Consider the following 19,056-nt stretch of genomic DNA (forward strand, 5'->3'; position numbering starts at 1 on the left):
GCAGGAGTGGTGAGGAGAAGGCGACGAACACCGCCGCCTTCTCCAGTCTCTTGGAAGGTTGTTGAATGAACGGATCAGATCAGGAGCCCTGACCGCCGCACTTGTTGGTCTTGGTGTTCCAGTTGCCGCACTTCTTGCCGACCCAATCGCCGATCAGGTCCCTGGAGCCTTCGAGCTCCTTCGACCAGGCATCGCCCGCGACGAGGCCGGGAGTCTTCCACACCACGTCGAACTGGCCATTGCCCTTGATCTCGCCGATGAACACCGGCTTGGTGATGTGGTGGTTCGGCAGCATCTTGGAGACGCCGCCGGTCAGGTTCGGCGCTTCGATGCCGGGCAGCGCGTCGATCACCTTGTCCGGATCGGTCGACTTCACCTTCTCGACCGCCTTCACCCACATGTTGAAGCCGATGTAGTGCGCTTCCATCGGGTCGTTGGTCACGCGCTTCGGATTCTTGGTGTAGGCCTGCCAGTCCTTGATGAACTTCTCGTTGGCGGGGGTCTTGATCGACTCGAAGTAGTTCCAGGCGGCGAGATGGCCGACCAGCGGCTTGGTGTCGATGCCGGCCAGTTCTTCCTCACCGACCGAGAACGCGACCACCGGGATGTCGGTCGCCTTGATGCCCTGGTTGCCGAGCTCCTTGTAGAAGGGAACGTTGGCGTCGCCGTTGATGGTGGAGACCACCGCCGTCTTCTTGCCGGCCGAGCCGAACTTCTTGATGTCGGCCACGATCGTCTGCCAGTCGCTATGACCGAACGGCGTGTAATTGATCATGATATCTTCCTGCTTGACGCCCTTCGACTTCAAGTAGGCTTCCAGGATCTTGTTGGTGGTGCGCGGATAGACGTAGTCGGTGCCCGCCAGCACCCAGCGCTTCACCTTCTCGTCCTTCATCAGGTAGTCGACCGCGGGGATCGCCTGCTGGTTCGGAGCGGCGCCGGTGTAGAACACGTTGCGCTCGGACTCTTCGCCCTCATACTGCACGGGGTAGAACAGGATGTTGTTCAGCTCCTTGAACACCGGGAGCACGGATTTGCGCGACACCGAGGTCCAGCAGCCGAACACGACCGCGACCTTGTCCTTGGTGATGAGCTCGCGCGCCTTTTCCGCGAACAGCGGCCAGTTCGATGCGGGATCGACGACGACAGCCTCGAGCTTCTTGCCGAGCACGCCGCCTTTCTTGTTCTGCTCGTCGATCAGGAAGAGAATCGTATCCTTCAGCGTGGTCTCGCTGATGGCCATGGTGCCTGAGAGTGAATGCAGGATGCCGATCTTGATGGTGTCGTCGGCCGCTTTGGCCGGAGAAAATGGCGACGACGCCAAGCCCAAAACCAGGCCCGCGGCGGCAGCGAGCCAGCCGCGGCGGCTCAGCCTTGCTATATCGTGAGTAAGCTGTGTGATCATGAAATGTCATCTCCCTGACGCAGGCGTGAACGCATGCGAACGGCCCCACGGCCGCCTGCGACAAAAGGAATCGCAAGAACCATGCCACGGTCGAGGCACCGCTTAAGCCACTGCTGGCGCACCGCAATTTGGCGTTTCAGGAAGAATGCAGAGAACGGCAGCCCAATTATTGGGCGACAAAAATGTATGCCAAAGCGGCAATCAGTTCATTTTTTGAGCAATTAAACCGAGCTGGCTAAATTTCCGGCAGCCAATTGTGACGCTGTCACGACATCGGACTCGCCCCTGCAATAGCAACTTCGCTCCCGAGGCCGACCCAATCCGAGGAGAGTTTACCTTGAAAGTGCCGCGTTCATGTTCCATATGACTGTCATGACCCGCGCGAATCGCCGGGTCGGCGCAAGCTTGCGTGTTCTAGGCCGCCTTGGTTCCAACCAGCCTCGGCGGCTTTTGGCTTGCCTTTGATCAGCCAACAGCACCGATGCCCCAAACACGCGGGTATCACTGATGCCCTCACGCGCCCGGCCCACATGGCCGGCGCGCCTGACGTTTTGATGGAAAGACCTCCCTTTTGACCTCCTTTCAGGATTTCGGCCTTGCCGATCCCATCGCCCGCGCGCTTCGGGAAGAGAACTACGTCACCCCCACTCCGATCCAGGCCCAGACCATTCCGCTCGCGCTCGAAGGCCGCGATGTGATCGGCATAGCGCAAACCGGCACCGGCAAGACCGCTTCCTTCGCGCTGCCGATCCTCAACCGCCTGCTGCAGAACCGCACCAAGGTGCAACCGAAGTCGTGCCGCGTGCTGGTGCTCTCGCCGACCCGCGAATTGTCGGGGCAGATCCTCGACAGCTTCAATGCCTATGGCCGCCACATCCGCCTCTCTTCCGCGCTCGCGATCGGCGGCGTGCCGATGGGGCGGCAGGTCCGCTCGGTGATGCAGGGCGTCGAGGTCATGGTCGCGACCCCCGGCCGCCTGCTCGACCTCGTGCAGAGCAACGGCTTGAAGCTCAATCAGGTCGAGTTCCTGGTGCTCGATGAAGCCGACCGCATGCTCGACATGGGCTTCATCAATGACATCAGGAAGATCGTCGCCAAGCTGCCGCAGAAGCGACAGACGCTGTTCTTCTCTGCGACGATGCCGAAGGATATCGCCGAGCTCGCCGAAGCGATGCTGCGTGATCCGGCCCGCGTGGCGGTAACACCGGTGTCCTCGACCGCCGAGCGCGTCACGCAGCGCATCATCCAGGTCGATTTCACCGCCAAGCCCGCCATACTGGCGCAACTGCTGAAGCAGGAACCGGTCAACCGCGCGCTGGTGTTCACCCGCACCAAGCACGGTGCCGACAAGGTGGTGAAGGGGCTGGAGAAGGCCGGCATCGCGGCTAACGCTATACACGGCAACAAGTCGCAGAATCACCGCGAGCGCACGCTGGCGGCATTTCGTTCCGGCGAAATCCGCACCTTGGTCGCGACCGACATCGCCGCGCGCGGCATCGACGTCGACGGCATCAGCCATGTCGTCAATTACGACCTTCCCAACGTGCCGGAGACCTATGTGCACCGCATCGGCCGCACCGCACGCGCCGGCGCCGACGGCGTTGCAATCTCGCTGATCGCGGGCGCAGAGGAGATGGGATACTTGCGCGACATCGAACGGCTGATCCGGGTGGCGCTGCCGCGCGAAGATCGCCGTACACCGGGCAATCGCGAGCAGGCGCCTGCTCCCGCCGCCCCACATCGGGCGGCTGGACGATCGGCGCAGCGCCCCCATCAGACCAGAGGAAATGAATCACCTCAGGCAGCAAAAGGCCCTCGCCGCCGCCGCCGTCGAGGTGGTAAGAATGGCGCGCCACAGGCGAACCGGGGCGAGTCGCCACGTTCGCCGCAGATCGGCAAGAGCGAGGGTAAGCAGGGCGGCATTCAAGGCGTCGCCTTCTTGCACCGCGAAAGCCGGGCGAAACCGCAGCCCAACCGCAACAACCAAACGCAGCACTAGCCGTCTATCGATTCTGGAGACCCACATGGCTAAGGAAGAGCTGATCCAGTTCGAGGGGCTGGTGACCGAAATCCTCCCCGACGCACGCTATCGCGTGCAACTCGATACCGGACACGAGATTGTCGCCTACACGGCCGGCAAGATGAAGAAAAATCGCATCAAGACGCTGGCCGGCGACCGGGTTACGATTGAAATGTCGCCCTACGACCTCGAGAAGGGGCGGCTGATTTTCCGTCACAAGGATGAACGCCCGAGTTCGCCCGGCGGCCCGCCACGCGGCCAGCCGCCACGGGGCGGCCAGTTCCGCCGCCGCTGACGTGCCCCGAAGCCGTCCGGAATCGCGCACGACGCCCTGACGTCTTGCGCGATCCCTGCGGTTTCCACGTTCGAACGAAATCCGCGCACGTCAGGATTGTTTTAGGCCCGTTTTTCGCATAATATCGGGTTAATCGATTTTCGGCCGGACGACATTAGCCATCCACCGGTATCCCGGTTCGGCGCTGACGACCCTTCCAAAATTCGATCCACCAGCCTGCCACAAGCGGGCTTTGACTTGTCTATCTGAGAAGGGACTATCCCGTGAGCATGGGAACCGTGAAGTGGTTTAACGCAACCAAGGGCTACGGCTTCATTCAGCCCGATGACGGCGGCAACGACGTGTTCGTGCACATCAGCGCTGTCGAGCGCGCTGGCTTGGGCACGCTGCGCGAAGGCCAGAAGATCTCCTACGAGATCGTGTCCGATCGTCGGTCCGGCAAATCCGCCGCCGACAATCTGCGTTCGGCGGGCTGACCGACGACGGGCCTGCGTCCGCAGCGCCCATACGCATCAAGAACACTGAACAAAGAGAAGCCGCGCCGACCGCGCGGCTTTTCGCTTTAAGAAACCGGCGTGCAGCTACTGCTTGGCTTGGTGGGCGGCGGATAGTCGACGCAGGGCGACTGTCTCGGCCGGGTGTAGGCTTGGTCTTGCCATGGAATCTCGGTCTTGAGCACGTAACCAGTTAGCGACTTGTATTTGTAACTGACCTCGCTCCAGATCAGCCAGGTATTCGGTATCAATAACCCCGGTGGAACCGGTACCGTATCATTCGGCTTGTGCGGCGAATTCTGAAGCGCGGCTGTCGGCGAGCCGCTCATTGTGACGGTGGCCGACTGGCTCCACTGGATCTTCGCGATACCGTTCTTGTCGATGAATACTTCCGAGACGGTCGCGGTCAGCGGTGTCAAGGAATAAGGCAACAGGATTGCTCCGCTCAGGGCGAAGACATTCTGCATGTCCGTGGTGGTGACGCTGTTCAGCGATTGCGACGTCAGGTCGGATGCCGCGCGCGCCACCAGCGCCAGCTTGCGCTGGATGGCGACGAAGGAGCTGACCTCGACCGTTCCGAAGACCAGCACCAGCATAATGGGCACGATCAGCGCGAACTCGGTCGCTGCCACGCCGCGGCAATCGTTGACGAGATTGCGGACCTGGCGGCGCACGTGCCAGATCGATGAGAGAAACCTCATTTTCATCGTTTCGCTCATGAGCATGTCGTCCCGCCAGTTAGGAAGGGCTCGTTCCTGAAGACCGCGATTGCCGACAACAGGCGTTTGCTGCCATTCAGATTGGAGGGGTCGTAGCCGAGCACGTCTCCAAAGTTGAGCATCTTGGTGACGATGACGGGCCACTGATAGAACAACCTAGCCACGACGAAATTGCCGTCTTGGCCAGGACAGTATTTCATATCATCGATGAAGGCGCCGCCCGAACCGATCTGGTTAGGGATTTTGATCACGTTGACCTGCGGGTAACTACGAACGTCGACATAGATGCCCTTGCAGTCGAACATGAAACTGAGCTTGTGGGCGCAGACCGCATTCTTGAAGTCCTGCGGACTGAGCGAGCCGCTTTGCGCCTGTCCGGTCAGGACCAAGCGCGCGGAATCCTGGGTGATCGTCTCGAGCACCTGGCCGGCGAAGAATATCAGCGCCGTCTCGATGATCGCAAACAACAACACGAAGAACACCGGAGCGACGAGGGCGAATTCGACGGCGGTTACGCCGCGACGATCGCGGCGAAACCGGCGCAACAATTTCCGGAAAGAGCCTGGAGGCTGTGGCATCGGAGGAGTCTCGTAGCGGGGTGGTGCCGCAACGATTATCTGAAACAGATTGTCGAAATGTTTCGTCGGATCGCGACAGCACGACCCGTTCCGTTAGGTCGGCGTTAAGCATGGGCGGACAGCGCAAGGCCGCCGCCGACGGCCTCTGCAGGTTTCGTTAGTTGGGGGACGACGGTTTGGGGGCGGTCCCGCCCTGCCCGCTTGCCTGGGTGCTGAGCGAGCCGGCCTGATCGATCGTGGACTTGAAGTAGTTCTCGCCGTCGCCGAGCGTCACGCGGCGTTGGCAGATCGGCATGCAGCTATAGGATTCCCGCTCGATGCCGCGATAGACGGTGACGAGCTGGTCGCTCGGGCCCTGGACCTGGATCTGGCGGTCGACCAGGATCTCGCCGTTGCGGTCCATCGCGATGAAATTGGTGGCGCCGTAACCCTTGCCCGTGACGACCACGACGCCGCCGGTCTGCAGCGTCACATCGGCGATCATGGGGTTGCCGACCACGATGGTGGCGATGCCGGTCGGGAGCTTGACGAGCTTGGCCTGGTCGACATTGACCTCGATCCGATCAGGATCGGCCGCGGCAAAGCTTGCGGAAGGCCATGCCGCGGCGGCGGCTGCGAGAAGGCTGAAGGCAAGACCCGCCAACGTGCGGACACGCTCTGACTTGAACGACATACTCTACCCCGGGGCATTGACAAGCCGGCAACCGCGATACGCAGCGGAAGCGACACCCGACAGAGCTAAACTGACAACAATTCATGAACGAAGTGCAAAAAGCGCTTCCGCAATTTCATCCGCATTCATTTCCAGGAGGGACAAACGAACTGCCCGATGATCTAGCTTGTCGAACCGAGGTCTCCCCCGTGAGGATCAACCATGGGGCGGCTCGGACGCGATCGCTGCATTCTTGGCGTGGCGCGCCATAGAGGAGCACGATCGAGTCTCTCATCGAACCCAAGATATGTGCATTTTATCGATTGTCTTAAGCCCGCGTTGACTCTGCGTCGGAACTGTCAAATTTGGCGCGATCTTTCTGCAATCGAATTAACTGCTGCGCAATTGTCGCACCCCTAGGTTCGCGTGCATGGTCACGGCGCTGAGAACGCTGGGGTGACCAAAACACTAAGTTCGACCAGCCACGTGCACACCAGGAGCAATCTATGAAGAACCTCGTTTCGCGTTTCATTAAGGACGAATCGGGCGCGACCGCCATCGAATACGGTCTGATCGCCGCCCTCATTGCCGTCGTGATCATTGGCACCCTTCGAGTCATCGGCACCGATCTCAACGCCAAGTTGGTGGCAGTGGACAACGGGCTGAAGTAATCCGCTCTTTTCGGCAAAGGCCCCGGCGATCCGGGGCCTTTGTCTTATGTCTTATGTCTTATTCGTCGAATTGAACGGCGACGGTATGCGTAGATCAACTGTTCCGCGCCTCGCGGTCACAAAGAGCTGCTTTCGTGCCGGCAATCTGAACGACGCACCCGCGCAGACCGTCTGCGTCGCCCTGGCACTGGCAGTTATCACGCTCGCCTGGCGCATTGCGGCAGTCTGGTGACGTGCCGGCCTTCGCCGATTATTCATCTCTCGCGGCTAGATTCGAGGCGCCACTCATCCTGACCGCTCGGGCTCGCGTAATCACATGATCCTCGACATTCTTCGCCTGCTGCTGTTTCCCGCACTGATGGCGTTCGCGGCTGCAAGCGACCTTGTCAGCATGACGATTTCAAACCGTGTGTCGCTGGCGCTCGTGGCGGGCTTCGTCGTGCTCGCGCTTGCGAGCGGCATGGGGTTCTATGAGGTGCTTTCGCATGCCGGTGCCGGCGCCGCCGTGCTCGCGGCTGGATTTGCCTGCTTTGCGTTCGGCTGGATTGGCGGCGGGGACGCCAAGGTTGCAGCCGGCGCTGCGCTCTGGTTCGGCTTCGATCATCTCCTGCCCTATCTGCTCTATGCGTCCGTGTTCGGCGGCGCGCTGACGCTGCTGCTGCTCCAGTTCCGACGATGGCCGCTGCCCTACCCGCTGCTGGGCCAGGCCTGGCTGCTGCGGCTGCATGCCAAGGAGACCGGCATTCCCTACGGCATCGCGCTCGCGCTTGGCGCGCTCGTGATCTATCCCGAGACCGGGTGGATGAAGGCGGTCGACTTCGCGCATTTCGTAATGCGTTGAAAGGGCGGAAGTAACTGCCCGTTAAGGCGATTTAGATACGCCTCATTAACCATGCTTTGACGAATAGCTGGTCAACTGCCGATCACGGCGGCGGAACCGTCGCGTCGTCCTGTGGAAAGTGAAGCGTAATGAACACCGCACGCATTGTGGTCTTGGCTATCGCCGGCGTTGCCGGCCTCGCGGCCCTGTATCTGGCGAGCGGAAGCAATAACCAGCCCGCTCCCAAATCCCAGCCCGCGGCGCAACTGCCGACCATCGACATCCTCGTCGCGAAGTCCGACATCGGTCTCGGCCAGTCGGTCAAGGCCGACGATTTGCAGTGGCAGACCTGGCCGGCCTCGAGCGCGAGCGGCTCGTACATGCGGCGCGACGGCAAGGCCGACGCCATGAAGGACGTCATTGGCTCGATTGCCCGCGCCCCCTTCATCGCCGGCGAGCCGATCCGCGAGCAGAAGCTGGTGAAGGCCGATGGCAGCGGCTTCATGGCCGCGATCCTGCCGTCCGGCATGCGCGCGATTTCGACCGAAATCTCGCCGGAGACCGCTGCCGGCGGCTTCATCCTGCCGAACGACCGGGTCGACGTCATTCTCTCCCGGCGCGAGAAGAACCCGGACGGCCAGGGCGCCGACATCGTCAATTCGGAGATCATCCTGAGCAATGTCCGCGTGCTCGCGATCGACCAGGCGCCGAAGGAGAAGGACGGTACCAGCGCGCTGATCGGCAAGACCGTGACGCTCGAGCTCAAGCCCGAACAGGCGGAAACGCTGGCGCGTGCGCGCCAGAGCGGCACGCTGACGCTGGCGCTGCGCAGCATCGCCGACGTCAATATCGTCGAGGCCAACGCCGACAATCAAACACGCCGGCGCGGCCAAAGCATCAACGTCATCCGGTACGGCATCGCCAGCCCGCAAACGGTACAGAAGTGAGCGAAAGGGCGCAGGGAATGAAGGGCTGGGGGAATCGATCGATGATGCGGGCTTTCGTCGTTCGCGCCCTGTCGTTTTCGGCCGCTGTCGCCTTCACACTGAACCCGGCCCTGACGCCGGTGGTGGCGAGCGATTACCGCGTCGCGGCGCCGCCCGCGGCCGACGGCCAAGCCAGTGCGCGCTTCCTGTCGCTCGGGGTCGGCAAATCGGTCGTGATCGACCTGCCGCGCGACATCAAGGACGTGCTGGTGGCCGATCCCAAGATCGCCAATGCCGTGATCCGCTCCTCGCAGCGCGCCTACATCATCGGCGCCGCGGTCGGCCAGACCAACATCGTGTTCTTCGATTCTGCCGGCGCGCAGATCGCCGCCTATGACATCGCCGTTAAACGCGACCTCAATGGGGTACGCGCGGCGCTCCGCCAGGCGCTGCCGCATGCCGACATCCAGATCGACGGCGTCGGCGACGGCGTGGTGCTGACCGGTACGGCCTCGAGCCCGATCGAGGCGCAGCAGGCCGGCGATCTCGCCGCGCGGCTTGCCGGCGGCGCTGAAAAGGTAGTCAATTCGATCGTGGTCCGCGGCCGCGACCAGGTGATGCTCAAGGTCACCGTCGCCGAGGTCGCGCGCAACATCATCAAGCAGCTCGGCATCGACCTCACCGCCAACCTGAACTACGGCACCGCGGTGGTGAGTTTCAGGAACGACAACCCCTTCACCGCCTTTGGTCGCCCGCTGCTGCCCAACAACACGGCGACAACCGCGTTCGGCGCCAGCCCCTCGGTATCGGCGACGCTGCGCGCGATGGAAAGCGCGGGCGTGGTGCGAACGCTGGCCGAGCCGAACCTGACGGCCATTTCCGGCGAGTCGGCCACCTTCATCGCCGGCGGCGAATTCCCGATCCCCGCAGGCTACTCCTGCGACCCCGTCACCCATGTCTGTATCACGCAGATCCAGTTCAAGAAATTCGGCATCTCCTTGAACTTCACGCCGGTCGTGCTGACCGAAGGCCGCATCAGCCTGCGGGTGATGACCGAAGTGTCCGAACTGTCGAACGACAATTCGATCACGCTCTCGCAATCCGTCACCGCCAATCAGGTGAACACGCTGACCATTCCCTCGATCAAGACCCGCCGCGCGGAAACGACCCTGGAAATCCCTTCCGGCGGCGCGATGGCGATGGCCGGCCTGATCCAGGAGCAAACCAAGCAGGCCATCAACGGCTTTCCGGGTCTTGCCCAACTGCCGATCCTCGGCACGCTGTTCCGCAGCCGCGACTTCGTCAACAACCAGACCGAGTTGATGGTGCTGGTGACCCCCTATGTCGTGCGCGCGGTGGCGCAGAAGGACCTGTCGCGGCCGGATGACGGCTTTGCCAACGCCTCGGACCCGCAGGCCGACTTCCTCGGCAGCATCAACCGCATCTATGGCGTGCCGGGCCGTACGGAGCCGGGGCGAAATTACCGCGGCACCTACGGCTTCATTACCGACTGAGGCGGGACGATGACACCCAAGCTGACATCCAAACGTTCCGCCGATCGCAGCCGCGCCCTCGCCCGTCTCGGGGCACTGATCGGCATTGCCGTGGCGCTCGGTGCCTGTCGGCACACAGATGATTCGCCGCTCGCGAGCTATCCCGACGATTATCGTCTGCGCCATCCGATCGCAGTCCAGGAAGCCGACCGCTCCATCGTGGTGTTCGCCGGCAGCGGCCGCGGCGGCCTCACCGCCGAACAGCGCGCCGACGTGATGGGGCTGGCGCAGACCTGGCTCCGCGAAGGCACGGGCGCGATCAGCATCGACACACCGGTCGGCGCGCCGAATGCGCGCGCCGCCGCCGATTCCCTGCGTGAGATCCAGGCGACCTTCGCCGCCGCCGGCGTGCCGCCGCGCGCGGTCGCCGTGCGCCAGTATCACCCCGAGGATCCGCGCCATTTCGCGGCCATCAGGATCAACTATGCGCGGATCTCGGCGGTGGCCGGCCCCTGCGGCACCTGGCCGGAGGACCTCGGACCGTCGATCAACAACAAGAGCTATTTCGACAACAAGCCCTATTACAATTTCGGCTGTGCCTACCAGCGCAACCTCGCCGCCATGGTCGACAATCCGAGTGACCTCGTGCAACCGCGCGCGGAGACGCCGCCATACACCGAGCGGCGTGACATCGCCTTCGCGAAATACCGGAAGGGCACCTCGACGACGACCACCTATCCCGAGGCCGACAAGGCCAAGCTGAGCGATGTGGGCAAATGATCAGCTACGCGCGCCAGAATTCCGACGCCCAGCCTGACGTCCCGCCGCCGACGGAGGAGCATATCGCGCCGGCGCCGCGGGTGTCGGTGCAGGCATTCTGCGACACGGTGGAGACCGCCGCGGCGGTGCAGTCGGCCGGCGAGGACCGCAGGCTCGCCAAGGCGCATCTGAAGATCCAGATGGGCGGCATGGCCGCCGCCATCGAGGCCTATCGCTCGGCGCCGACGCCAAACGTCATCATCCTGGAAACCGGGGCCAATGGCGACATCCTCGGCGGTCTCGACCAACTTGCCGCGGTCTGCGACGCCGGCACGCGCGTGATCGTGATCGGACGCCTCAACGATGTCGCGCTCTATCGCGAGTTGGTCCGCCGCGGCGTCAGCGACTACATGATCGCGCCTGTTGTCGCCATCGACGTGGTGCGCTCGGTCTGCAACCTGTTCTCGGCGCCGGAGGCCAAGGCGGTCGGGCGCATCCTTGCCGTGGTCGGCGCCAAAGGCGGCGTCGGCGCGTCCACGGTGGCGCATAACGTCGCCTGGGCGATCGCGCGCGACCTGGCGCTGGATTCCGTCGTCGCCGATCTCGATCTCGCCTTCGGCACCGCGGGCCTCGACTACAACCAGGATCCGCCGCAGGGAATCGCCGAGGCCGTGTTCTCGCCCGACCGCGTCGACACCGCCTTCATCGACCGGCTGCTGTCGAAATGCACCGATCACTTGAGCCTGCTGGCGGCGCCGGCCACGCTCGACCGCGTCTACGATTTCGGCGCCGAGGCCTTCGATGCAATCTTCGACACGCTTCGTACCACCATGCCCTGCACCGTGCTCGACGTCCCCCACCAATGGTCGGGCTGGACCAAGCGGGCACTGATCGCCGCCGACGACATCCTGGTGGTCGCAGTCCCCGACCTTGCCAACCTTCGCAACACCAAGAACCTGGTCGACCTCTTGAAGGCCTCGCGGCCGAACGACCGCGCGCCGCTCTACTGCCTCAACCAGGTCGGCGTGCCGAAGCGCCCCGAGATCAACGCCGCCGAATTCGCCAAGGCGATCGAGGCCGAGCCGATCGCAACGATTCCGTTCGATCCGCAGATCTTCGGCTCGGCCGCCAATAACGGCCAGATGATCGCGGAGATCTCCACCAATCATCGCACCATCGAGATGTTCCTTCAGATCGCGCAGCGGCTGACGGGCCGCGGCGAGACCAAGAAAACCAAAGGGTCGTTCCTGTCGCCCCTGCTGGGGAAGCTGCGGGCGAAATAGCCGCTCTGGAGTAGAGTCGTGTTTGGTAAGCGTAGCGCAAATGACAGTGAAGTGCGGGCACTGAGGCCCGCTGCTCACGCGCCGGAACCGTCCGCCGCAGCCACGCCGGCGCGCGAGATGGCGCCTCCGACCATGCCTTCGCCCCCGATCGCCCCGCCCAAGCCGCCGCCGGCGCCGACCGTCGACACGCGCCGGTCCGACACTTACTACCAGGTCAAGGCCACCATCTTCGGCGCGCTGATCGAGGCAATCGATCTCGCCCAGCTCGCCAAGCTCGACGGCGACTCCGCGCGCGAGGAAATCCGCGACATCGTCAACGAGATCATCGCGATCAAAAACATCGTGATGTCGATCGCCGAGCAGGAGGACCTGCTCGACGACATCTGCAACGACGTGCTCGGCTACGGCCCGCTCGAGCCGCTGTTGTCGCGCGACGACATCGCCGACATCATGGTCAACGGCGCCGGCACGGTTTACATCGAGGTCGGCGGCAAGATCCAGCGCACCGGCATCCGCTTCCGCGACAACCAGCAGCTTCTCAACATCTGCCAGCGCATCGTCAGCCAGGTCGGCCGCCGCGTCGACGAGTCTTCGCCGATCTGCGACGCGCGTCTCGCCGACGGCTCGCGCGTCAACGCCATCGTGCCGCCGCTCGCGATCGACGGGCCCGCGCTCACCATTCGTAAATTCAAGAAGGACAAGCTGACGCTGGAGCAGCTCGTCAAGTTCGGCGCAATCACGCCGGAAGGCGCAAGCATCCTGCAGATCATCGGCCGCGTCCGTTGCAACGTCTTGATTTCCGGCGGTACCGGTTCGGGCAAGACCACCCTGCTGAACTGCCTGACCAACTATATCGAGCACGACGAGCGCATCATCACCTGCGAGGACGCCGCCGAGCTGCAACTGCAGCAGCCGCATGTGGTCCGGCTGGAGACCCGGCCGCCCAATATCGAAGGCGAAGGCCAGGTCACGATGCGCGAACTGGTCCGCAACTGCCTGCGTATGCGCCCCGAGCGCATCATCGTCGGCGAGGTCCGCGGACCGGAGGCGTTCGACCTGTTGCAGGCGATGAACACCGGCCATGACGGCTCGATGGGCACGCTGCACGCCAACAACCCGCGCGAGGCGCTGTCGCGCTGCGAATCCATGATCACGATGGGTGGCTTCGCGCTGCCCTCGCGCACCATCCGCGAGATGATCTGCGCCTCGATCGACGTCATCATCCAGGCGGCGCGCCTGCGCGACGGCTCCCGCCGCATCACCCACATTACGGAGGTGATGGGTATGGAAGGCGACACCATCATCACGCAGGACGTCTTCCTGTATGACATCGTCGGCGAGGACGCCAACGGCAAGATCATCGGCCGGCATCGTTCGACCGGCATCGGCCGGCCGAAATTCTGGGAGCGCGCCCGCTACTACAACGAGGAGAATCGCCTGGCCGCTGCGCTCGACGCCGCCGAAGCGCCGCCGCCGGCATAAGGAAGCCGATGATGAACCTGCAATCGCTTGCCCTCGCCTTCCTCGCGGCAACCGCGGTCGGCGGCCTCGGCTGGGTCTTCCTCTATCCTTTGCTGTCGGGGGAGAAGCAGGCGGAAGCGCGCCGCGCCTCGATCGGCCGTTCCGAACCCGCAACCGTTCGGCAGGCCGAACGAACCCAGCGTTCGCGCCGCGAGCAGGTCGAAGGAACCTTGCGCGAGCTCGACGCGCGACGGCAGAAGGAGGCGAAGCTTCCGCTGAGCAAGCGCCTGACCCAGGCCGGCCTCGACTGGACGCCTCAGAAGTACTGGATCATTTCCGCCGTCCTTGCAGCGATCGGCTTTGCGCTCTCCTACGTGATCGGCGGCGGACTGCTCGGCGCAGTAGGCATTGCCTTCGCCGCGGGCTTCGGACTGCCGCGCTGGCTGCTCGGCTACCTGAAAAAGCGCCGTGAGGCAGCGTTCCTCAAGGCGCTCCCCGACGCCGTCGACGTGATCGTGCGCGGCATCAAAGCCGGACTGCCGTTGTTTGAATCGCTCAAGGTGGTCGCCAGCGACTCGCCTGAACCGCTCAAGAGCGAGTTCAAGGCAATCATCGAGACACAGACCATCGGCATGCCGCTCGGCGATGCCTGCGCCCGCCTTTACGAGAGCATGCCGCTGCCGGAAGCGAACTTCTTCGGCATCGTGGTCTCGATCCAGCAAAAATCCGGCGGCAATCTCTCGGAAGCGCTTGGCAACCTCTCCCGCGTGCTGCGCGACCGCAAGAAGATGAAAGAGAAGATCAAGGCGATGTCAATGGAAGCCAAGGCTTCCGCAAGCATCATCGGCGCACTGCCCCCGACCGTCATGATGCTCGTCTATATCACAGCACCCGATTACATCTCCCTGCTGTGGACCCATCCGACCGGCCAACTGATGCTGGTCGCCTGCGTGCTCTGGATGAGCATCGGCGTCTTCGTGATGAAGAAGATGATTAATTTCGATTTCTGATGGGTGAAGCATGATTGATCTTCTGGCCAGCAAGCTCCACGACGTCAGGTTCATGACCATGCTGCTTGCGGCGATCGCCGTGAGCGCAACCTGCTACTCGCTGATCATGCCGTTGTTCGCCGGCGAGAATCTGCAGAAGCGGATGAAGGCGGTGGCGAGCGAACGCGAGCGCATCCGCCAGCGCGAACGCGAGCGGATGGCCAAATCGGAGAAAGCGTCGCTGCGGCAGGCGCCGAGGCAGTTCGTCTCCAAGGTCGTGGAAGACCTCAACCTGAGCAAATGGGTGGCGCAGGAGAGCGCTCGCGACAAGCTCATCATGGCCGGCTATCGCGGCAACGCACCCTACATCACCTTTCTGTTCTTCCGTGCCCTGACGCCGATCGCCATGCTGGTCGGCGCCGCACTATATGTTTTCGTGATTGCGAAACTGGAGGGCTCGATGCTGATGAATATCGGCATCTGCCTCGGCGCGGCGTATCTCGGATTGCAGGCGCCCATGCTGTTCCTGAAGAACGCCATCACCAAGCGTCAGCTTTCGATCAGGCGCGCTTTCCCCGATGCTCTCGACCTGCTCTTGATCTGCGTCGAGTCCGGCATGTCGGTCGAGGTCGCTTTCAGGAGAGTCGCAACCGAGATCGTCGGGCAATCGGTCGCGCTGTCGGAAGAGTTCACGCTCACCACGGCGGAGCTCTCCTACCTGCAGGACCGCAAGACGGCCTATGAAAACCTCGCCGCCCGCACCGGGCTCGAGAGCGTGAAGTCGGTCTGCCTGGCGCTGCAGCAGTCCGAGCGATACGGCACGCCGCTCGGCCAGAGCCTGCGCGTGATGGCGCAGGAAAATCGCGACATGCGCATGTCGGAGGCCGAGAAGAAAGCTGCCGCGCTGCCGCCGAAACTGACGGTACCGATGATCCTGTTCTTCCTGCCCTGCCTCTTCATCGTCATTCTCGGACCGAGCTACATCAGGATCACCGAGCTGCACTGAAGCGGTTGCGCGCGTCCCTGCGAGAGCGTTTTCGAGCGAAGTGGATACCGGTTCGCGTGAAGAAAACGCGTCAAATCAAGAATCTAGAGCTTCGGTTCTGATTCAATCAGAACCGAAAATGCTCGAGCGATCTGGAGCTGGAACGCCGGAGACGGATCAGTCGTCGCGCGCTACGATCGGCACCGGTTTCGCCGCTGCGGTTCGCGGATTGTCCCGGCCCTTCAGCATGTCGCGGAGGTAGGCGACATTGGCGGCGGCTTCGTCCGCCGGCAGGTCGGCCTTGACGATATTCTCGGCTTCCGCGAATCGGCCCTGCAAGCCGACCACCAGGGCAAAGTTCTGCCGCACCCGGCTGTCGGCCCGGCTGCTGGCATAGGCACGGCGCAGCTTCTCTTCCGCCTTGGGCAGGTCGCGGCTCAGCATGTAGGACAGGCCGAGATTGGACAGTACGGACGGTTCGTCCGGCGCGAGGCGCAGCGCGCTCGCATAATAGCGGCGCGCCTCGTCATGCCGGCCAAGCCTGTCGAGCGTGGTTCCCTGCACCGACAGGATGCGCCAATCGGGATTGTCGGGTGAGTGCGCGCGGCTCAGCACGTCGAACGCCGCCTGCGCATTGCCGTTGTCGGCAAGCGCCCGGCCGTAGGCTGCGAGCAGTGGCCGGTTGCCGGGATTGGCGATGGTGGCCTGTTCCAGCATCGCGACCGCCTGCGCCCGCTGCCCGGTCGTGCGCAGCGCCTGACCGTAACCGATCGCGGCGTCGACATCCTTCGGATTGGCGCGATAGCGCTCGCCATAGAATTCGACGGCGCGGCGCGGGTCATCCGGCGCGGCTGCGGCAGTCCTCGTCCGCGTGGTCAGGGAGCCCGCGACGTCGGAGAGCGTCTGGCAGCCGCCAAGACTTGCCGCCAGCAGCGCCGAAAGGGCAGCCGACGCGAGCGCGCGGGCAAGACTGGACTGTCGACGCATGGCGCTTTAACTCACAATTTCGCGCGAAAAGAACGAGCCGAATGCACCAGCAATAGACTGTCAACCCTAACGTCTGGTTAATTAGGCAGCGCCCCTGCCATTGACGAGAGTCGCATGCCATCCATCTTCGAAACTGCGTCCGTGTCGAACGCCATTCCCATCACTTTCGTCACCAAATCGAACTGGGAGCAGATCCGCGAGACGCTTCCCGCGCATGCGCGGCAGTTCGCCCAGGCCAATGGCTTTGCGGCCAGGCCCGGCAAATATCTCGCGCTTCCGGCGCCCGACGGTTCGCTCGCACAGGTGCTGTTCGGACTTGAGGATGAGGCAAGCCGGTCGCGCGATCCATTCCGGCCGGGCAGCCTGCCCGGATTGCTGCCATCAGGCCTCTACCGCTTCGCCAATGCGCCGCACGATACGCGGCTCGCAGCACTCGCCTTTGCGCTCGGCAGCTACCGTTTCGGCCGCTATCGCAAGGCGGAAGCGCCCGACGTGCAGCTGGTGCCGCCGGATGGCGTCGACGCGGCAGACCTGGCGCGCATGGTGGAGGCCGCATGCCTGGCGCGCGACCTCATCAACACGCCCTCGAACGACATGGGGCCGCAAGAGCTGGCGCAGGCGGCGGAGCAGGTCGCGGCGCGGTTCGGCGCCACTTTCAACTGCATCATCGGCGACGAGCTGGTGCGACAGAATTTTCCGCTGGTCCACGCCGTCGGCATGGCGTCGAACCGCGCGCCGCGCCTGATCGATTTCACCTGGGGCAACCCCGATCACCCCAAGGTGACGCTGGTCGGCAAGGGCGTCTGCTTCGACACCGGCGGGCTCGATCTGAAACCATCGAGCGGCATGCTCATCATGAAGAAGGACATGGGCGGCGCCGCCAATGTGCTGGCGCTGGCACAGATGGTGATGGATGCGAAGCTCAAGATACGGCTGCGCGTGCTGATCCCCGCGGTCGAGAATGCGGTCGCGGGCAACGCCTTCCGCCCGCTCGACATCTTCACCTCGCGCAAGGGGCTGACGGTCGAGATCGGCAACACCGACGCCGAGGGACGGCTGGTGCTTGCCGACGCGCTGGCGCTCGCCGATGAGGAGAAGCCGGATCTCCTGATCGATTTGGGTACGCTGACCGGCGCCGCGCGCGTGGCGTTGGGGCCGGACCTGCCGCCATTCTATACGCAGGACGATACGCTGGCAGCGGAGGTGGCGGCGCATGCGAGAGCGGAGCATGATCCATTATGGCGCATGCCGCTATGGCCTGCCTACGATGCCTGGCTGGATTCGAAGACCGCCGACATCACCAACGCGCCGTCGGGCACCTTCGCCGGTTCGATCACGTGCGCGCTGTTCCTGCAGCGCTTCGTCGAGCACGCCAAACGCTGGCTGCATGTCGATATCTACGGCTGGACTCCCAGCGCGAAACCGGCGCGGCCCGAGGGCGGCGAATGCCAGGCGGCGCGCGCGATCTACAAACTGTTGAGCCAGCGCTATGGATGATCCGCGCCTGACACCTTCCCGCGGCGACATCGCAGCCAAATATCTCGAAGGCAAGGTGCGCGCTGAGCGCTTCGTTGCGGGCGAGGAGTTCGAGATCGCGCACGCACTCGCACCGCTCCGCGACGGCCCCCGCTCCGACGCTACGCTGCTGACGCAGGCTCTGAAGGGCGAGCGCGTCACCATCTATGACCGCAACAGCGAGGGATTCGCCTGGGGCCAGCTTGGCAGCGACGGCTATGTCGGCTGGCTGCCCGACGCCGCACTGGCAAAACCTTCCGCCGCGCCGACCCAGAAGGTGACGGCGCTGCGGACTTTTGCGTTCCCCGGTCCCTCGATCAAGCTACCGCCGGTCGAGACGCTGTCGCTCGGCGCCAGGCTGAACGTCGCGCGCGAGGACGGCACGTTCGCGGTGACGCGCGAGGGCTGGTATCTGCCGCGCCGCCATGTCGGCAGCATCGACGGGATCGAGGATGATTTCGTCACCGTGGCCGAACGTTTCGTCGGCACGCCCTATCTCTGGGGCGGCAAGAGCAGCCTCGGTATCGATTGCTCCGGCCTGGTGCAGATCGCGCTGACCGCCGCCGGCACCGGCTGTCCGCGCGACAGCGACATGCAGCAGCAAGGCCTCGGGCGCGAGCTGAGCGCGGCGGAAGCAAAGAAACTGCAACGCGGCGACCTGATCTTCTGGAAGGGCCATGTCGCCATCGTGCGCGATGCGACCACGATCGTGCATGCCAATGCGCATCACATGGCAACCGTGATCGAGCACACCACGGAAGCCATCGCCCGCATCAAGGCGGCCGGCAGCGACGTGGTCGCGATCAAGCGGCTTTAACTCGTAGCCCGGGTGGAGCGCAGCGCAACCCGGGACAGCTGCGTCAAGGTCCCACCGGCGGACCCCGGGTTATGGACTAACGATGGCGCTCCTTCACCTCTCCCATTGGGAGAGGTCGGCGCGCAGCGCCGGGTGAGGGGCTCCGCTCTCTCGAGGGACCTGCCCCCCTCACCCGATTTGCTTGCGC

General features: G+C 63.6%; 19 protein-coding genes. 14 read left to right on the forward strand and 5 right to left on the reverse strand.

All coding sequences use genetic code 11. From position 1 onward, the window contains the following. Positions 1-79 precede the first annotated feature (79 nt). Positions 80-1,405, reverse strand: coding sequence for an urea ABC transporter substrate-binding protein (gene urtA / locus AC5ZGW_RS33110; RefSeq protein ID WP_130228570.1), 1,326 nt, complete (start codon positions 1,403-1,405; stop codon positions 80-82). A 571-nt stretch (positions 1,406-1,976) separates the two neighbouring features. On the opposite strand from urtA, the gene AC5ZGW_RS33115 reads away from it, so the two are divergent. The 3 genes from AC5ZGW_RS33115 (at position 1,977) to AC5ZGW_RS33125 (ending at position 4,196) form a co-directional block, all read left to right on the forward strand. Next, the gene (locus tag AC5ZGW_RS33115) at positions 1,977-3,404 is read left to right on the forward strand and encodes a DEAD/DEAH box helicase (protein WP_130228571.1); all 1,428 of its coding nucleotides are present in this window, start codon (positions 1,977-1,979) and stop codon (positions 3,402-3,404) included. Between the two features lie 25 nt (positions 3,405-3,429). Beyond that, entirely contained in the window at positions 3,430-3,720 is a 291-nt protein-coding gene (gene infA, locus AC5ZGW_RS33120; protein ID WP_027579226.1) for a translation initiation factor IF-1, read from the forward strand. A gap of 263 nt (positions 3,721-3,983) precedes the next feature. Next, a complete protein-coding gene (locus tag AC5ZGW_RS33125; protein ID WP_028165110.1) occupies positions 3,984-4,196 on the forward strand; it encodes a cold-shock protein in 213 nt (70 codons plus the stop codon). An 86-nt stretch (positions 4,197-4,282) separates the two neighbouring features. On the opposite strand, the gene AC5ZGW_RS33130 is transcribed toward AC5ZGW_RS33125, so the two are convergent. The 3 genes from AC5ZGW_RS33130 to AC5ZGW_RS33140 form a co-directional block, all read right to left on the reverse strand. Then, positions 4,283-4,921, reverse strand: a complete 639-nt coding sequence (locus AC5ZGW_RS33130) for a TadE/TadG family type IV pilus assembly protein (RefSeq protein ID WP_349645108.1) — start codon at positions 4,919-4,921, stop codon at positions 4,283-4,285. 8 nt (positions 4,922-4,929) lie between these two features. Beyond that, the gene (locus tag AC5ZGW_RS33135; protein WP_130228573.1) at positions 4,930-5,511 is read right to left on the reverse strand and encodes a TadE/TadG family type IV pilus assembly protein; all 582 of its coding nucleotides are present in this window, start codon (positions 5,509-5,511) and stop codon (positions 4,930-4,932) included. 157 nt (positions 5,512-5,668) lie between these two features. Continuing rightward, positions 5,669-6,184 carry a pilus assembly protein N-terminal domain-containing protein gene (locus AC5ZGW_RS33140; RefSeq protein ID WP_130228574.1) on the reverse strand — a complete coding sequence of 172 codons (516 nt, stop codon included), beginning with the start codon at positions 6,182-6,184 and terminating at the stop codon, positions 5,669-5,671. A gap of 485 nt (positions 6,185-6,669) precedes the next feature. Here AC5ZGW_RS33140 and AC5ZGW_RS33145 point away from each other — a divergent pair, with 485 nt between their 5' ends. The 9 genes from AC5ZGW_RS33145 to AC5ZGW_RS33185 all read left to right on the forward strand — a co-directional run bounded on the left by AC5ZGW_RS33145 (position 6,670) and on the right by AC5ZGW_RS33185 (position 15,571). After that, entirely contained in the window at positions 6,670-6,834 is a 165-nt protein-coding gene (locus AC5ZGW_RS33145) for a Flp family type IVb pilin (RefSeq protein ID WP_130228575.1), read from the forward strand. Positions 6,835-7,150: 316 nt separating this feature from the next. Continuing rightward, positions 7,151-7,675: an A24 family peptidase gene (locus AC5ZGW_RS33150; protein WP_130228576.1), complete on the forward strand. Its 525-nt coding sequence runs from the start codon at positions 7,151-7,153 to the stop codon at positions 7,673-7,675. A gap of 128 nt (positions 7,676-7,803) precedes the next feature. Continuing rightward, positions 7,804-8,601, forward strand: a complete 798-nt coding sequence (cpaB, locus tag AC5ZGW_RS33155) for a Flp pilus assembly protein CpaB (protein WP_028165105.1) — start codon at positions 7,804-7,806, stop codon at positions 8,599-8,601. A 41-nt stretch (positions 8,602-8,642) separates the two neighbouring features. Then, positions 8,643-10,094: a type II and III secretion system protein family protein gene (locus tag AC5ZGW_RS33160; protein ID WP_433994518.1), complete on the forward strand. Its 1,452-nt coding sequence runs from the start codon at positions 8,643-8,645 to the stop codon at positions 10,092-10,094. Positions 10,095-10,103: 9 nt separating this feature from the next. Then, a complete protein-coding gene (locus AC5ZGW_RS33165) occupies positions 10,104-10,853 on the forward strand; it encodes a CpaD family pilus assembly protein (RefSeq protein ID WP_130228518.1) in 750 nt (249 codons plus the stop codon). Beyond that, positions 10,850-12,115: a CpaE/TadZ family protein gene (locus tag AC5ZGW_RS33170; protein ID WP_130228517.1), complete on the forward strand. Its 1,266-nt coding sequence runs from the start codon at positions 10,850-10,852 to the stop codon at positions 12,113-12,115. The genes AC5ZGW_RS33165 and AC5ZGW_RS33170 overlap by 4 nt, the downstream gene beginning before the upstream one ends. A gap of 18 nt (positions 12,116-12,133) precedes the next feature. Continuing rightward, positions 12,134-13,597 carry a TadA family conjugal transfer-associated ATPase gene (locus AC5ZGW_RS33175; RefSeq protein WP_028165101.1) on the forward strand — a complete coding sequence of 488 codons (1,464 nt, stop codon included), beginning with the start codon at positions 12,134-12,136 and terminating at the stop codon, positions 13,595-13,597. 11 nt (positions 13,598-13,608) lie between these two features. Continuing rightward, positions 13,609-14,586 carry a type II secretion system F family protein gene (locus tag AC5ZGW_RS33180; protein WP_130228516.1) on the forward strand — a complete coding sequence of 326 codons (978 nt, stop codon included), beginning with the start codon at positions 13,609-13,611 and terminating at the stop codon, positions 14,584-14,586. Between the two features lie 10 nt (positions 14,587-14,596). Continuing rightward, positions 14,597-15,571 carry a type II secretion system F family protein gene (locus tag AC5ZGW_RS33185; RefSeq protein ID WP_130228515.1) on the forward strand — a complete coding sequence of 325 codons (975 nt, stop codon included), beginning with the start codon at positions 14,597-14,599 and terminating at the stop codon, positions 15,569-15,571. A 156-nt stretch (positions 15,572-15,727) separates the two neighbouring features. Here the strand turns inward: AC5ZGW_RS33185 and AC5ZGW_RS33190 are convergent, their stop codons facing one another. Then, positions 15,728-16,537, reverse strand: coding sequence for a tetratricopeptide repeat protein (locus tag AC5ZGW_RS33190; RefSeq protein ID WP_130228513.1), 810 nt, complete (start codon positions 16,535-16,537; stop codon positions 15,728-15,730). Between the two features lie 114 nt (positions 16,538-16,651). Between AC5ZGW_RS33190 and AC5ZGW_RS33195 the strand changes: the two genes are divergently transcribed. Next, on the forward strand, positions 16,652-18,034 hold the full coding sequence (locus AC5ZGW_RS33195) for a leucyl aminopeptidase family protein (protein WP_130228512.1): 1,383 nt from the start codon (positions 16,652-16,654) through the stop codon (positions 18,032-18,034). After that, positions 18,027-18,869: a C40 family peptidase gene (locus tag AC5ZGW_RS33200; protein ID WP_130228511.1), complete on the forward strand. Its 843-nt coding sequence runs from the start codon at positions 18,027-18,029 to the stop codon at positions 18,867-18,869. Before AC5ZGW_RS33195 ends, AC5ZGW_RS33200 begins: the two co-directional genes overlap by 8 nt. Positions 18,870-19,056: the final 187 nt, after the last annotated feature.

The sequence above is a fragment of the Bradyrhizobium sp. Crot121 genome (genome assembly GCF_059512385.1).